The 14,583-nt window shown below is 39.0% G+C and carries 14 protein-coding genes; 11 read left to right on the top strand and 3 right to left on the bottom strand.

The window, feature by feature from the left end; all coding sequences use genetic code 11:
- The first annotated feature begins 6 nt into the window (after window positions 1-6).
- From pfkB to ABE099_RS13905, 3 genes are read left to right on the top strand one after another with little or no spacing between them, the layout of a single operon-like run.
- On the top strand, window positions 7-951 hold the full coding sequence (gene pfkB, locus ABE099_RS13915) for a 1-phosphofructokinase (protein ID WP_430031721.1): 945 nt from the start codon (window positions 7-9) through the stop codon (window positions 949-951).
- A gap of 33 nt (window positions 952-984) precedes the next feature.
- Window positions 985-2,364 carry a PTS fructose transporter subunit IIC gene (locus tag ABE099_RS13910; RefSeq protein ID WP_430031720.1) on the top strand — a complete coding sequence of 460 codons (1,380 nt, stop codon included), beginning with the start codon at window positions 985-987 and terminating at the stop codon, window positions 2,362-2,364.
- Window positions 2,365-2,384: 20 nt separating this feature from the next.
- The gene (locus tag ABE099_RS13905; protein WP_430031719.1) at window positions 2,385-2,837 is read left to right on the top strand and encodes a PTS sugar transporter subunit IIA; all 453 of its coding nucleotides are present in this window, start codon (window positions 2,385-2,387) and stop codon (window positions 2,835-2,837) included.
- Window positions 2,838-2,938: 101 nt separating this feature from the next.
- Here the strand turns inward: ABE099_RS13905 and ABE099_RS13900 are convergent, their stop codons facing one another.
- Entirely contained in the window at window positions 2,939-4,303 is a 1,365-nt protein-coding gene (locus tag ABE099_RS13900; RefSeq protein WP_430031718.1) for a dipeptidase, read from the bottom strand.
- A 272-nt stretch (window positions 4,304-4,575) separates the two neighbouring features.
- Here ABE099_RS13900 and ABE099_RS13895 point away from each other — a divergent pair, with 272 nt between their 5' ends.
- The 3 genes from ABE099_RS13895 to ABE099_RS13885 all read left to right on the top strand — a co-directional run bounded on the left by ABE099_RS13895 (window position 4,576) and on the right by ABE099_RS13885 (window position 8,611).
- Window positions 4,576-5,697 (top strand): peptidylprolyl isomerase, encoded by a 1,122-nt coding sequence (locus ABE099_RS13895; protein WP_430031717.1) that lies wholly within the window; start codon window positions 4,576-4,578, stop codon window positions 5,695-5,697.
- Window positions 5,698-5,907: 210 nt separating this feature from the next.
- Window positions 5,908-6,657, top strand: a complete 750-nt coding sequence (locus ABE099_RS13890) for a class I SAM-dependent methyltransferase (protein WP_430031716.1) — start codon at window positions 5,908-5,910, stop codon at window positions 6,655-6,657.
- A gap of 448 nt (window positions 6,658-7,105) precedes the next feature.
- The gene (locus ABE099_RS13885; RefSeq protein WP_430031715.1) at window positions 7,106-8,611 is read left to right on the top strand and encodes a hypothetical protein; all 1,506 of its coding nucleotides are present in this window, start codon (window positions 7,106-7,108) and stop codon (window positions 8,609-8,611) included.
- A 142-nt stretch (window positions 8,612-8,753) separates the two neighbouring features.
- On the opposite strand, the gene ABE099_RS13880 is transcribed toward ABE099_RS13885, so the two are convergent.
- Window positions 8,754-9,326 (bottom strand): phosphatidylglycerophosphatase A family protein, encoded by a 573-nt coding sequence (locus tag ABE099_RS13880; protein WP_430031713.1) that lies wholly within the window; start codon window positions 9,324-9,326, stop codon window positions 8,754-8,756.
- 146 nt (window positions 9,327-9,472) lie between these two features.
- Here ABE099_RS13880 and ABE099_RS13875 point away from each other — a divergent pair, with 146 nt between their 5' ends.
- On the top strand, window positions 9,473-10,528 hold the full coding sequence (locus ABE099_RS13875; RefSeq protein ID WP_430031711.1) for a GerMN domain-containing protein: 1,056 nt from the start codon (window positions 9,473-9,475) through the stop codon (window positions 10,526-10,528).
- Between the two features lie 164 nt (window positions 10,529-10,692).
- On the opposite strand, the gene ABE099_RS13870 is transcribed toward ABE099_RS13875, so the two are convergent.
- Window positions 10,693-11,430, bottom strand: a complete 738-nt coding sequence (locus ABE099_RS13870) for an NADPH-dependent oxidoreductase (RefSeq protein WP_430031710.1) — start codon at window positions 11,428-11,430, stop codon at window positions 10,693-10,695.
- A gap of 216 nt (window positions 11,431-11,646) precedes the next feature.
- On the opposite strand from ABE099_RS13870, the gene rph reads away from it, so the two are divergent.
- The 4 genes from rph (at window position 11,647) to ABE099_RS13850 (ending at window position 14,478) form a co-directional block, all read left to right on the top strand.
- Window positions 11,647-12,405, top strand: coding sequence for a ribonuclease PH (gene rph / locus ABE099_RS13865; protein WP_430031708.1), 759 nt, complete (start codon window positions 11,647-11,649; stop codon window positions 12,403-12,405).
- On the top strand, window positions 12,402-13,067 hold the full coding sequence (locus ABE099_RS13860) for an XTP/dITP diphosphatase (RefSeq protein ID WP_430031706.1): 666 nt from the start codon (window positions 12,402-12,404) through the stop codon (window positions 13,065-13,067). The genes rph and ABE099_RS13860 overlap by 4 nt, the downstream gene beginning before the upstream one ends.
- A 231-nt stretch (window positions 13,068-13,298) precedes the next feature.
- Window positions 13,299-13,781 (top strand): Cys-tRNA(Pro) deacylase, encoded by a 483-nt coding sequence (ybaK, locus tag ABE099_RS13855; protein ID WP_430031704.1) that lies wholly within the window; start codon window positions 13,299-13,301, stop codon window positions 13,779-13,781.
- Window positions 13,782-13,866: 85 nt separating this feature from the next.
- The gene (locus tag ABE099_RS13850) at window positions 13,867-14,478 is read left to right on the top strand and encodes a suppressor of fused domain protein (protein ID WP_430031702.1); all 612 of its coding nucleotides are present in this window, start codon (window positions 13,867-13,869) and stop codon (window positions 14,476-14,478) included.
- Window positions 14,479-14,583: the final 105 nt, after the last annotated feature.

Below are 14,583 nucleotides of genomic sequence, written 5' to 3'. Positions count from 1 at the left end.
AGAAGGATGAAGAAAACCATCATCACAGTCACGCTGAATCCCGCTTTGGATAAAACAGTAAATGTTAACAAGATGGTTGTAGGTGGTCTTAATCGCGTTGCTGATATAAGAGTAGATGCTGGCGGTAAAGGAATAAACGTGGCGAAGGTGCTACAAAGCTTTGGTGAAGAGGTTGTCACTACAGGATTTGTTGGTGGGCATAATGGAGCAATGTTGTTACATGAAATGGAAACGCTTCATATTAAACATTCCTTTATTTCCATTCATGAGGAAACACGCACCAACTTAAAAATCGTAGATCAATCTACAAAGGAAACGACAGAGGTCAACGAGGCAGGTGGTGAAGTTCAGGCTTCAGAGCTAAAGGCATTTTATGAACTGTTTGACCAACTGTTACAAGATGCGGCTGTACTTGTGTTAGCAGGAAGCCTATCGCCAGGATTGCCCATAGATATTTATGAGCAATTACTTCAAATGGCGCATGGGCAAGGTGTTTTAAGCATTTTGGATGCGGAGGGCGAGTCATTTTTACATGGCTTAAAGGCTCATCCCACAGTAATCAAGCCTAATATTCATGAGCTAGAGGGCTTGTTAAATAGACAGCTTCATCATGATTCTGAAATTGTGAATGCCTGTCATGAGCTCATTGATACGTATAAATTAGATGCTGTCATTGTGTCTATGGGTAAAGATGGATCGATTTTTGTAAACAAAAGTGAAACGTTGCGTGTGACTCCTTTTCCAATTGAACCTAAAAGTACAGTAGGAGCAGGAGACTCGATGGTTGCAGCTATTGCATCAAGCTTAGTTCATCAACGTAGCTTTGAGGATATGGCTCGGTATGCATGTGCGGCAGGTACGATTACTGCTTCAAAATCAGGAACAGATGTCGCTACAGTACAAGAGGTTGAACAAAAATTAGATCAGGTTGGGATTACACGTTTGTCTTAATAATAAACCTTGTCAAAGGTGGAGGAGAATAATATGAAAAAATTATTAGCAGTAACGGCTTGTCCAACTGGTATTGCACATACGTATATGGCTGCTGAATCATTACAAAAAGCGGCACAGGACAAAAATGTTCCACTAAAGGTTGAAACAAGAGGGGCCATTGGGATTGAAAATGCACTTACTCCTGAAGAAATTGCTGAAGCACATGCAATAATTATCGCAGCAGATACAGATATTGATGAGTCCCGTTTTGCGGGTAAACCTGTTGTTAAAGTCCCTGTAGCACAAGGGATTAAAATTGCGGGAGATTTAATTGAGCAAGCGTTGGCAAAAGAAGCAACGACAGCTTCATCCGCAGCAGCTTCTTCGCAAGATGATATTGCTGCTATGGCGGGTACAAAAGAAAAGAAAGGTGCTTATAAGCACTTAATGAACGGTGTATCCAATATGCTACCTCTAGTTGTAGCAGGTGGATTGATTATTGCTTTTTCCTTTATTTTTGGATTAAAACCGGTGGACGGCTCGTTTGGCGCTACCTTATTAACGATTGGTAAAGCTGCTATGGGCTTAATGATTCCAATTTTAGCTGGTTTTATTGCTTTCTCGATTGCAGGTAAACCAGGTCTTGCACCAGGTCTTGTAGGTGGTGCTTTAGCGATATCAGATTCGGTAAATGGTGGTTTCCTTGGTGGGATTCTTGCTGGTTTCTTAGCAGGTTACATCGCTAAATTCCTAATTGATTATTTGAAATTACCGAAGTCCTTTGCAGGCTTGAAGCCGATTTTAGTTGTACCTTTGTTATCTGTGTTAGCAACAGGTTTAATTATGCTTTATATTTTAGGTGGTCCACTTAATTGGATTATGACAAGTCTTGCAGCATGGTTAGAAAATATCGGTTCAGTAAATGCTGTTATATTAGGAGCAATTTTAGGTGGAATGATGGCATTAGATATGGGTGGACCTTTCAACAAGGTGGCATATACCTTTAGTGTTGGTTTGCTTGCAAGCAGTGTGTATGGCCCGATGGCAGCTGTAATGGCAGCAGGGATGACTCCACCACTTGGGATTTGGCTTGCAACAATGCTTAGACCTAAAAACTTTAATAAAGAAGAACGTGAAGCAGGTAAGGTTGCCGCAGTATTGGGCTTATCCTTTATTACAGAAGGCGCAATTCCATTTGGTGCGGCTGACCCAATCCGCGTTATTCCAGCTCTTGTTACAGGTTCAGCGATAACAGGTGCGTTATCCATGGCGTTTGATGCGACGTTACTTGCACCACATGGTGGTATTTTTGCAATGCTAATTCCAAACGCAGTAGGAAACGTATTGATGTATTCCTTAGCGATTATCATTGGTACCATCGTTACCGCATTAGTGCTTAATTTGCTCAAGCGTCCAGCAGCAAGCAAATAATATTTAGGAGATGACTTTAAATGAATGTACATGAGTTGTTAGATAATAAGGCAGTATTTATACCTCTTGAGGTTAGTGATAAAACGGAAATCATTAAAACAATGGCTAAAGGATTAGCTGATGCAGGTGTAGTGACAGATGTAAATGCTTATGTTCAAGCTGTTTTAACACGTGAAGAGTCTGGCTCTACTGGCGTAGGTTTTGGTGTAGCGATTCCGCATGGTAAATCAGCAGGTGTAGTAAAAGCAGGCATCGCATATGCTAAATTGGCAAATCCATCTGACTGGCAATCCTTAGATGGTGAACCTGTTAACATTGTATTTATGATTGCTGTACCAGAAGCAAACGTAGGTAATGAACATTTGCAAATTTTGGTATCTTTATCCCGCAAGCTTATTCATGAGGACTTCCGCAATAGCTTGCTAGCTGCACAAAATTTGGAGCAGGTACATGAAGTTTTAAAGACACTTTAAGAGTTGAGCATCTTAGGTATTTAAGCATTAAAAAGCTGTCTCACCCTTTGAGGGATGGACAGCTTTTTTTCGTTTCATAAAGTTCTTCTTTTTGTTGACCTCTACGCCTCAAGCGACTTCAAAAAATGAGTAATGGTAAGCAAACCTTTGTCGAAGTTTTCAAGGTTAAAATGTTCGTTAGGTGCATGTAGATTTTCATCTGGTAAACCAAAGCCCATTAATACAGCAGGTGCAGATAAAATTCTGGACATTGATTCGATAATTGGCAAGGATCCACCATCTCTAGTGAAAACGGCTCTAGTGCCATACACCGCTTCAAAGGAATCAGCCGCTTGCTGTAAAATCGGCAAGGATGGGTCCATTGTAAATGCAAATGCGCGTTCAAGAGGTGTAAACTCTACCTTAGCCCCTTTTTGAATATGTTGATTTACATGGCGCTCAATTTTGTTAAGAATATCTTGAGGGTCTTGTTTTCCGACTAAGCGGCAAGTAATTTTTGCGTTTGCCTCTCTAGGGATGACGGTTTTACTACCTTCTCCTTGGAAGCCTCCATAGACACCATTTAATTCAAGAGTAGGACGTGCACCAATTCTTTCTACAAAGGTGAATTCTTCCTCTCCATATAAGGAGCTTAATTCTAGGCTTTGGGCCAGTTTATCATCATCATGCTGTAATTTAGCGAACTCGGCTCTAAGCTCAGGTGTCATTTCAGGTGTACCTTCATAAAAGCCCTCCACAGTAACTTTACCGTGCTCATCATGGAAGGAAGATAACAACGAAACCATCGCATGAAGTGCGTTAGGAACACCACCACCAAAGGAACCGGAGTGTAAATCTGTATTTGCGGTGGTCACTTTGACTTCCATCGAGCAAAGACCACGTAGTCCTGTACAAATCGCGGGTTTACCTTTTTCAAGTAGTGAGGTATCAGAAACTAATACATAATCGCACTTAAGAAGATCAAGGTTAGATTCAATAAAAATAGGTAAGTTAGGACTTCCCACCTCTTCTTCCCCTTCAATACAAAACTTAATGTTTACAGGTAGCTTTTGTTCTGTCTTCAAAATTGCTTCAATGGCTTTGATGTGTAGGAAAACTTGACCTTTGTCATCGGTTGCCCCACGTGCATAAATTTTGTCTCCACGAATCTCGGGCTCAAATGGAGGAGAATCCCACAGATTTAAAGGGTCAACAGGCTGTACGTCATAATGACCGTAAATTAACAAGGTTGGTGCGTTAGGGCTACGCAAATAATCTGCATAAATAACAGGATTTCCGTTGGTTGTATGTAGCTTTACATTTTCGAGTCCTGCTGTCTTTAAGGCATCTACGGCCCATCCTGCTGCTTTTTGCATATCTTGTTTATGCTCTGAAAGTGCGGAGACACTCGGAATTCTAAGCCAATCCTTTAATTGCTCGATATGCTCCTCACGATGCTCACTAAAATAAGTTTCATAATTTTTCATTATATATCCTCCTAAAACTCTCTAATCACTTGCTAGTTAAGGCTCAAATTATGCCTTAGAGTAGGTTTTTCTAGACTGAGCCTCTAAAAATTTTGTTATACTTTAGTGTACACCTTTTTGGCTAAATTTGAAAATCGTGCTTTTGTTAAGGGAAGCTTAAAAAATATTTATTTTTTTTATGTTGCTTTAAGGTTAAATTAGTGAGAATCTGGTAAAGTCATATTAGAATAATAATTAAAGTTTATTTAATCGAAGGGAGTCTTGTTTAAGCTATGGATGAGAAAGAAAAAAAAGAGCTTGAAGCAACGAATGAATTAGATAATCACGAAGAGGGTAGTGTGCAAGAGGAGCAACCAACTGTAACCCAACATGAGGAAGTTGATCAGGAGAATAAACAAGAAGTGAATCATGTTATGGAGAGACAAGCTTCAGAACCTCTTCATTCCAATACATCTGGGGAAGGCTCAAAACCAAATAACAAAATATGGCCAATCATTTCTTTAGTACTGGCAGTATTACTTGTTGTTGCTTTATTTAAATCACCTTTTGCTAAAAGTAGTAATGAAGCAGTGGCAACTGTAGACGGCGTCGAAATTACGAAGGACATGCTGTATGATGAGTTGCTTAAATCAGGTGGGGAAGCAGCATTAAACAATTTGATTAACCAAAAAATGGTAGATCAAGCTGCCAAACAACAAAAAGTTACAGTAACTCAAGCTGATATTGATGAAAGAATTAAAGAAATGGTAGATCAATATGGATCACAGGAAAATCTGGATCAGGCTTTACAGCAATATGGCATGACGATGGATAATTTGAAGGAAAACCTAATGGTTAATTTGAAGGTTACAAAACTTATTAATCCAGAAGTTACTGACAAAGAAGTAAGTGACACATTTGAACAATATAAAGAACAATTTAATACACCAGAGCAAGTTCGTACTTCCGAGATTTTAGTTAAAACAGAAGATGAAGCAAAAGCAATTATTAAAGAACTAGAAGGTGGTAAAGACTTTGCGGAGTTAGCGAAGGCAAAATCACTGGATACAGTAACAAAAGAAAAAGGTGGCGACACTGATTTTTATGCTAAAGGTCAAAAGGAAGAAGCAATTGCTAATGCAGCCTTTAAACTAGCTAAGGATGAAGTAAGCGCACCAGTTAAAACAGAACAGGGTTATGTTGTCATTAAGCTAACAGACCGCAAGGAAGCTCATACTGCAACTCTTGATGAGAAGAAGGATGAAATTAAGAGAACTCTAATCGGACAAAAGGTTAGCGAAAAGCAAGCAGCTTGGTTAGAAGACTTAAAGGCTAAAATGAAGGTTGAAAATAAGCTTTACCCTGAAAAGAAAGATACGTCAGAAAGCGCAGCAACAAATACAAACAAAAAATAATAGTTTGATCATAAACAAACGGAAGAAGCTATAAGTTTCTTCCGTTGTTTTTATATATACAAGCGTTACAATATAAATAGATGAATTTTTTATGTGATCTCAATCCGCTCAAGATGCTCACACAACTGTTATGCTACATAGACAAATACAATTTAAATAATGGTTGGAATGATAGGGATATAGGGATTGAAATTTTATGGAGGTATAGTTATGTCTGAATGGTTTGAACGAAGTTTTGGCGAAGACTACTTATTAGTATATAAACATCGGGATATGCAAGGTGCTAAGCAGGAAGTACATAAAATGATCTCATGGTTAAATTTAGAGAAGGGAGCAGCAGTATTAGATTTGTGCTGTGGGATGGGGAGACATTCGTTAGCACTAGCTGAAGCAGGTTATGAGGTAACAGGTGTTGACTTATCTGAAGTTTTGTTAAGAGAAGCACTAAAAAATGATGTAGAGCAACAAATAAAATTTATTAAAGCAGATATGCGGAGTTTGCCAATTACAGGGCAATTTGATGCCATTGTTAATTTGTTTTCCTCCTTTGGTTATTTTGAGAAAGATGAAGAGCATTTGCAAGTGTTGCTAGAAATAAAAAGATTGCTTACACCTGGTGGAAAGTTTATTATTGATTTTTTGAATCCATCCTATACGATTGCCAATCTTGTTCCAGAGTCGCAGCGTGTGGATGAAGGACAGCTAATTCAAGAGAAGCGCAGCATTGAGCAAGGTTATGTTAAAAAACAAATTACAATTACAGATATTAATTATGATGGCTTGCATGGTAAACAACCTGAGCGACATTATCTTGAACGTATTCGATTGTACACCTGTGAAGACTTTAAATCGCTTTTATCAAAAGCAGGTTTAACCCTTGAAACCATTTATGGTGGTTATAACGGTGAACCTTATGCTGCGGACAACTCCAAGCGGATGATCATGGTGGGTTCAAATTAAATAATAGAGAGTGAATACCATTATAAACGTTAGCTAGTGAATTAAGTGCCCTTAGGAAACTAAGGGTATTTTTGTGTTTTTTATTTTGTAAAGGATATAACTTAGTGATTGTCAATATGAAGATGGAGGCTACAAGACAGAGAGTTCTTCCGATCATTGTTAAAACTAGATTCCTTATTTAAAGTTATCTTGAGGGTTGGAATCTATTTTAAAAAGATGAACGTTTCACTTCTCCAGAATCTCCCTGTCTCTTCGCTAGATTGGGATGTTGACAACCACTAAATTTAATATTGATTTTTTGAAAATTCAAAAAACAATAGAAAATATTAGAATAATATGTAAATATATTACTATATCCCAAATAATCGGGGATTATGTCGAGTTAGAAGGGAGGCTTAGAAAAAGTTATACAAGAAGCTTAATAAAAATGATAGAAGGTGAGGGAGTTATGTTGAAGAAAAAATTAATATCTGCAATTTTATGTTCTATGCTTGTCCTAACAATTTCAAATGGAGGTACAGTACAAGCGGATTCTACATCAAATATTGAGCCTACAGCACATATAGACTCTACAGCAAAAGTGATAGATTTATCCACGGTACAACCAGACCTGAATTTTGAAGAGCTGCCTAAAGAAGAGCTTCAAGCTGCAGAGGTGCCAAGTAAGGAAGCAAATGTGCTATCTAGAAAAAATGTTGCTGCAACCTACCAGTTAAAAAATGAGTTGAATAAACAACGCTTAAATACCACCTCAGATAATACTGATCCTAATAATGCCTACCTTGTTACAAATGATACGGTCACTCAAGGTCAAATTACGCAGACGGGTGAACTAAGATGGTATGCATTTAGTCTTGCGGAAAAGAGTAAAGTAACAATTCTTTTGCAAATGGTAGAGGCATTAGATGCGGATTTATACTTATATTCCTTAAATGAAGAAACTTATCAGCTTGAATTGATTGGCGGAAGTGCTACCAGTGGTTTAGGTATAACCGAATACTTTAATAATGTGCTTGATGCAGGTGTTTATTTTTTTGCGATTGGAGGTTATGAGGGGGCAGGCAACTTCGCTTTTGCTTATTATGAAAGCACCAAAGATGTTGCAAATGAAATCAATGATACGGTAGAAACTGCAACACCTATTACCCTCAACTCAAATCTTAGTGGTGTCATCGATAACCCCAATGATATTGACTATTATAAACTCACAGTCACACAACCTACTTTAATTCAGTACTCTATTACCACGTCTAACAAATATTCATTGCTTTATGCTCAAAAATCAGGAAGTACTGCTGCAATATATCCGATAAACACCAAAACCAATACGTATAAAATGTTGCCTGGCACTTATTATTTTGCAGTCCTATCACAAAATGGAACCTACTCTTCTACCAGCACCTATTCGATTCTTTTTAAACAAGTCGGAGTTGTCTCCGCTGATAGTAGAGTTACACGTGTAGGTATTAGTGAAGCTGCAGGTATTATCTATGAGACTGACGCAGTAGGCTCCGTTAACTATATCAATGGTCATGTCATTGATATTAGCTATTCACTTTATGAAACGTATACGAATAGTGCTGGATATCAGTTATATGATATTTCTATTGATACAACGGCCAATCATTATGCCGTACAACGTAGTGGCAATTATGAGCCAGCTGCGGTATTCTATCACAACTCTACTAGACCCGCGATGAACGTTAAAAATAGACCAGCTTTAATGTTAACCTATGTGTCCGATACTAATTTTTATAAAATTCATTGTAGAGGTACGGGGGCGTATTCGATGAATACATTATGGGAAGATATGAACAACGTGACTGTGCTTATTGACCCAGCGACTGGAAAGCTCATCGATATTGTAGAATTTAATTATTATTACAATTTTGCACCTGTAGGGACAAATAATATTACAATTACAAGTCCATATCGGATTATCTTTAATGATTAATTAGGTTGATGCCAAAGTAACTCATATAGTTTCACTCAGGTAGTTTTTTAAGGGATCAAAATAAAAACGAATGGCATCCAGCCATTCGTTTTTTCATTGCTAAAGGGGAAAAGGTCTATAATATCTTTTCGCTAATAATACATTAGCGATCCGTATCCATCGTTTCCTCGCCACTTTCAATCTCACGTTCTGCTTGCTTACGGTGAGCGATGCGACTGCTTGCAGATGCAGCAATAGCACCCACAATATCATCTAAAAATGTATGACATGGGCCTAGTGACTTATCATTTAATCGCTCCAGCACACCTGGCTTTAATTTATCGACATAACCATAGTTGGTAAAGCCGATGCTGCCATACACATTAACAATGGAAAAGGCTAAAATTTCATCTACGCCATACAATCCTTCATCGTTTGAGATCATTTCCTGAAGCTCAGGGATCAACAGTTCCTGCTCTGCTAAAATATCTAGTTGAATTCCGGTTAAAACTGCATTTTGTACTTCGCGTTTATTTAAAACCTGCTCTACATTATGAATACATTCTTCCATCGTCAGGGTTGGGTAATATTTTTGCTGTAAGATCATGACAAGCTCAGCGATTTCTTCTAGCTTGATCCCTCGTTTATCTAACCAACGGCGTGTTGCATCCGCTACTTTTTTGCTATTTAACGCGTAAGGAGCTTTTAATTTTGGATTAGAGTCTTGTTCCATCATAATCACCTCGTCGTGTAATACTTCTAGTATTAACCAAGACAGCCCTTAGATGCAAATTTTAATTATTGGACTAGTTATTTTTCACATCATAGGCTCGTATACATCTAGTAAGTAAGACAAACTGTTGTTAGGGAGGATCTACAGTAATGAAATGGACGAGACTGAAAATAACGCTCACAGCTTGTGTACTCACTGTACCAGTATTACTAACAGGTTGTAATTTTGGAAAAAGCAGTTCAGGGCAAATTGATCCGCCACCTGCTGAGGTTGAATCACAAATGCTTGCAAATAGTGATAATAGTCCAACGACGGCACCCCCTGCCGAGGAAGCTGTTTCAACCGTATTTTTAAAAAATGATCAAGGCTTGCTTGCTCCTGTATCTCTTCATCTACCCGCAGGTACAGATGAGGATAAAATGACACGTGCTTTAGGAATGTTAGTTCAAAATGGAGCTTATCGCGGCCTGATCCCTCATGGATTTACAGGAGTATTGCCACAAGGCACTGAGGTTAAAGCAGTTACGGTGAAGGCGGATGAAAAATTAGCAATCGTTGAATTTACGAAACCGTTTAGTCAATATGATGCCAAAGATGAACGTAAAATTATGGAGGCGGTCACTTGGACGCTAACCGAATTTCCAGAGATTAAATTTGTGCAACTATGGGTGGATGGAAATAAGCTAAATGAGATGCCTGTAAACGGTACGCCACTTGATCGTGACCTTAGCCGAGCGGTTGGCATTAATTTAGAAATTGGGAATAGTACCACTTTATCAGGTACAAGCCCCGTTACTGTCTATTTCTCTTCTCAGACAGAGGACGGAAATTCTTATTTTGTACCTGTGACCCGATTTGTGCCTGCTGGAGGCGATCAGGTTCAAGCTGCATTGCAAGAATTAATTAAAGGACCTGCACGTGAAGGTGGGTTGCAGCGAGTAATAAGCAATGATACTCAAATTGAAGGAATTACCAACTCTAAGGATGGAATTGTGACGGTTTCAATTAAGGATGATATGTTTGTAGCAGGGGATAAGCTTCCGGCTGAAATGATGCAATCGCTAGTGTTGACAGTGTCAGATAACAGCAAAGGGGAAAAGGTACGGATTTGGCTTAATGGTGAAAAAGAAGTGGTAGGGACTGACAATCAGAAATATAGTGAAGCTGTAAGCAAGCCTTTGAATATTAATAAAATTCCAATGTGATTATAATAAAAACTAAAGAATAACTATGGCTTAATCTCAAAATCAGTGCTTGGCAATAGGCAAACTAAGCGGTATAAACGTGCACCCCAACCATTAGATAATATCTAACCATTGGGGTGCTGTTCAATTTCATGGAGACACTTTGTCTTAGGCGTAAAAATTACTTATTTCAAGGAAAATCCTTGTTTTTTCAAAAAATCACCAACGTCAGTTCTTCGTGCTTGCTTAAAGAAATCTATATTTCTTGCCGTCCATGTTGTATCTAATTGATGATTTCCTCGCTCAGCGTAATACGTCTTAGTTTCTTTATCATATTGACTTAAATCGGTAAAGACAGCTTTGTTATACACATTTTGTGAAACTTGATTTGCTTTAGGCATTCTTGGTTTTACCTCATTTTTAGACCTAGGTACCCCAACCGTCATTCCAAATAAGGGAACGGTATAGGGAGGCAAATCCAACAACTCAGCAACACGCTTTAAATTGTTACGAATTCCACCGATATAACAAATTCCGAGGTCCATGGATTCTGCAGCGACAGCCATATTTTCCGCCGCAATCGTTGTATCCACGATCGAAACTAACAGCGCCTCCATATTTTGTATCCCTTTTAAACTTAGGTTATGTGCCGCTAACATGGTCGCCTGACGATACAGATCAGCAATAAAAACATAAAAGGTTCCTGACTTTATTACATAGGCAGCACTATTCGAAAGCTCCGCTAATTCCTTTCTTATCTCTGAATCTGTAATTTCAATAATTGAAAAGGCTTGAACAAAATTTGAAGAAGAGCCGCTTTGTGCAGCCGTCAATAAATTATCCTTTATTTCACCACTTAAAGGTGTATCTTCAAAATCTCGTACAGAAACATGTTGTTTCATTTTATCTACAAATGAGTTCATTTTAATATTCACCCCAGTTAGCTATCTAGTTTACTATCTATATAAGATTATAATTACTTTAACATTTCAGAGCACTGATGACGAATGGGGGGAATAAAGACTTCGCTCTGATTGGTGCTTTTATGGCTAGCTTTTGGTAAAATGGGGAAAGTATATGGAGTACTATTAATTATAAGCTGTATAATCAGCATGAGATGTAAGTGGGAGGCAATAAGCATGAGAATTAACGGACGTGAGGAAAACGAGCGGCGGCCGATGAAATTGACCGTAGATGTGAATAAATACGCAGAAGGCTCTGTTTATATTGAGGTAGGAGAAACGAAGGTTTTATGTACGGCTACGGTCGAGGAAAAAGTCCCAATGTTTATGAAAGGACAAGGCAAGGGATGGATTACGGCTGAATATTCTATGCTACCTAGAGCAACCCATACACGAAATCAACGTGAATCTGCACGTGGAAAATTAAGTGGACGTACCATGGAAATTCAAAGATTAATTGGTCGGGCGCTTCGCTCTGTTGTTGATCTAACTAAACTAGGTGAACGCTCGATTACGATAGATTGTGATGTGCTTCAGGCAGACGGGGGGACACGAACAACCTCTATCACTGGTGCTTTTGTAGCTATGACGATTGCGATTGATAAATTGGTTAAAAAACATGATTTAAAAGAATTTCCCGTTACAGACTTTTTAGCTTCTACGAGTGTAGGTGTGTTAGGCCACAAAACATTGCTTGATCTCAACTACGAAGAGGATTCTAAAGCAGCGGTAGATATGAATGTGGTGATGACAGGACAAGGGCAATTTGTGGAGCTACAAGGTACTGGAGAAGAACGTCCATTTTCAAGGCAAGAGCTTGATGCATTGCTAGATGTTGCAGAAAAAGGAATTAAAGAAATGATTGAACAGCAAAAGGAAGCATTAGGCGATATCGCAGCTAAAATTGGAAATAAACATACGGAGAAAATTGGATGACAAATAATGTGACAGATACAAATAAATCAAATCAGCCCAATCAAGATGACGAAGTGATTATCGTAGCTACGCGTAATCAAGGTAAAGTAAAGGAATTTGCACATGCACTTCAATTTACAGGCAAGACGGTAAAAAGCATGTACGACTATCCTGATATCCCAGATGTGGTGGAGGATGGAGCAACCTTTGCAGATAACGCACGCAAAAAGGCACAGGTAGTGGGTGACTTGCTTGGTAAACCTGTTTTAGCAGATGATTCTGGACTTTGTGTAGATGCATTACAGGGAGCTCCAGGTGTATATTCGGCTAGATATGCGGGTGAACCAAGTGATGACGCAGCTAATAATGCCAAGCTACTACAGGAGCTGGAGCAGCTCCATCAAGGAGAGGATACCGCACAGCCGTTGTTAAGCCCTGCTCAATTTATGTGTCATTTAGCACTTTATGATCCTCACACTAAGCAGTTTACAGAGGCGACTGGAATCGCAGAGGGCTGGATTACTTCTCAGGCCGCTGGCGGGGGAGGGTTTGGCTACGACCCGTTATTTTATGTGCCTGAATATGAAAAAACGTTTGCGGAGCTAACCTTAGAAGAAAAGCAAGCGATCAGCCATCGTGGAAAAGCATTGAAGCTACTGGTGGAGAAGCTAGGGCGTGTATGAAAACTCACTCAAGGTCATCTCTTACCGCCTTTCCACCTCCTACTAGGTTACTTTTCCTTGACTTACCCCGGTAAGCCTACGAAAAAGTGCCTTGTATGAAGCGGAAATTTACCAATATCTACTTGAACGAAGCTAAAGCTGTATTAGAGCAAGTATTTCTTGCTACTAGTGCAGCTTCTTTTATATTATGGTCTTAACCTGTATTTCATTGGAACAAAGGAGAAAACGAGTATGGCGTTAGTAAAAACAAATGCAATGCGAATTTTAGATAAAGAAAAGCTTCCTTATGAGATGTTGTCCTATCAGACAGAGGATGGCAAAATAGATGGGGGTGCCGTGGCCGCCAAAATTGGCAGAGACGCTGGTATTGTGTATAAAACGTTAGTTGCACATGCAGGACAAAATTATTATGTCTTTGTCATTCCAGTTGAGCAAGAGCTTGACTTAAAAAAGGCTGCCAAGGCGGCTGGTGCAAAAAAAATAGAAATGTTGCCTGTAAAGGAACTGGTTAGTGTAACTGGCTATATTCGTGGTGGGTGTTCTCCAATTGGCATGAAAAAGCGTTACCCTACTTTTATTGCACAAAGCGCGGAGCTTAAAGACACAATCATAGTGAGTGGGGGCAAAGTTGGTGTACAAATTGAGCTACCACCTCAAGTATTATTATCTCTTGTCCATGGGCAATGGGCTGATTTAGCATTTGAAGAAATCTAATGAAGCCAAGAGTTGGCAAAAATCCTATTTTTGTTAGTAACGGATGAAGGAACAATAAGAACAAGGATGAAAGGATGTGTTTACGATGCACACGGAATCAAGCAAAGAGGACATACTGGCGTTTGATATTCGAAGGACTATCATTTTAGGAGCCTATATTAAAGAATGGTCCATGCCAGAATATCGAGTTACGCTTAGTTCATTCGGCCAACCTAACAAGGGAACCAATATCGAAATTTATTACTTTCCTGCACGTAGTGGCAATGGTGTGGCAAGATTTGCAACGGTTGGCTTATCAGCAGTACTTCGTGCAAATGGACAACATGTGGGTACGGAATGGATGATGGCTCTAGTTGAAGATCTTGGTGGCGTGTCGGTAGATATCATATTTTCTTATATAAGCGATCTGATCGCTCATCACATTGAAGTAGTCAATGATGACTTAATCCCAAGAGTAATGGAAGAAAGTCAACTTGCTCCTTCAGGTTGGTCTACAAAAGCCTTTTTATTGGACGAGCTTAGAGGAGAAAGTGAAGAACTGGAGGAGATCGCAGTAGGCAGCGAGCTAGTACGACTGTTATGGGCGTTACCTATTACCGCACAAGAAGCTGCTCTCATTTTGTCCGAAGGTGTGGAAGCCTTTGATTCCTATATAGAAGGTATCCAATATTCTATTATCGATCCCCGTCGTCCTTAGTGAATATAACAATCAATGTGATAGTTTATTATGTATTTGCTCTAAATGATGAACATCATGTTTCGAAAATATACTAAAGTAACTTTCAAGAGTATATTGTCGTTT

The organism is Paenibacillus turicensis, from assembly GCF_050461185.1.
Taxonomy (GTDB): domain Bacteria; phylum Bacillota; class Bacilli; order Paenibacillales; family Paenibacillaceae; genus Fontibacillus; species Fontibacillus turicensis_A.
The sequence above is the reverse complement of the archived record's forward strand: the minus strand, read 5'-3'. Positions and strand labels throughout refer to the sequence as shown.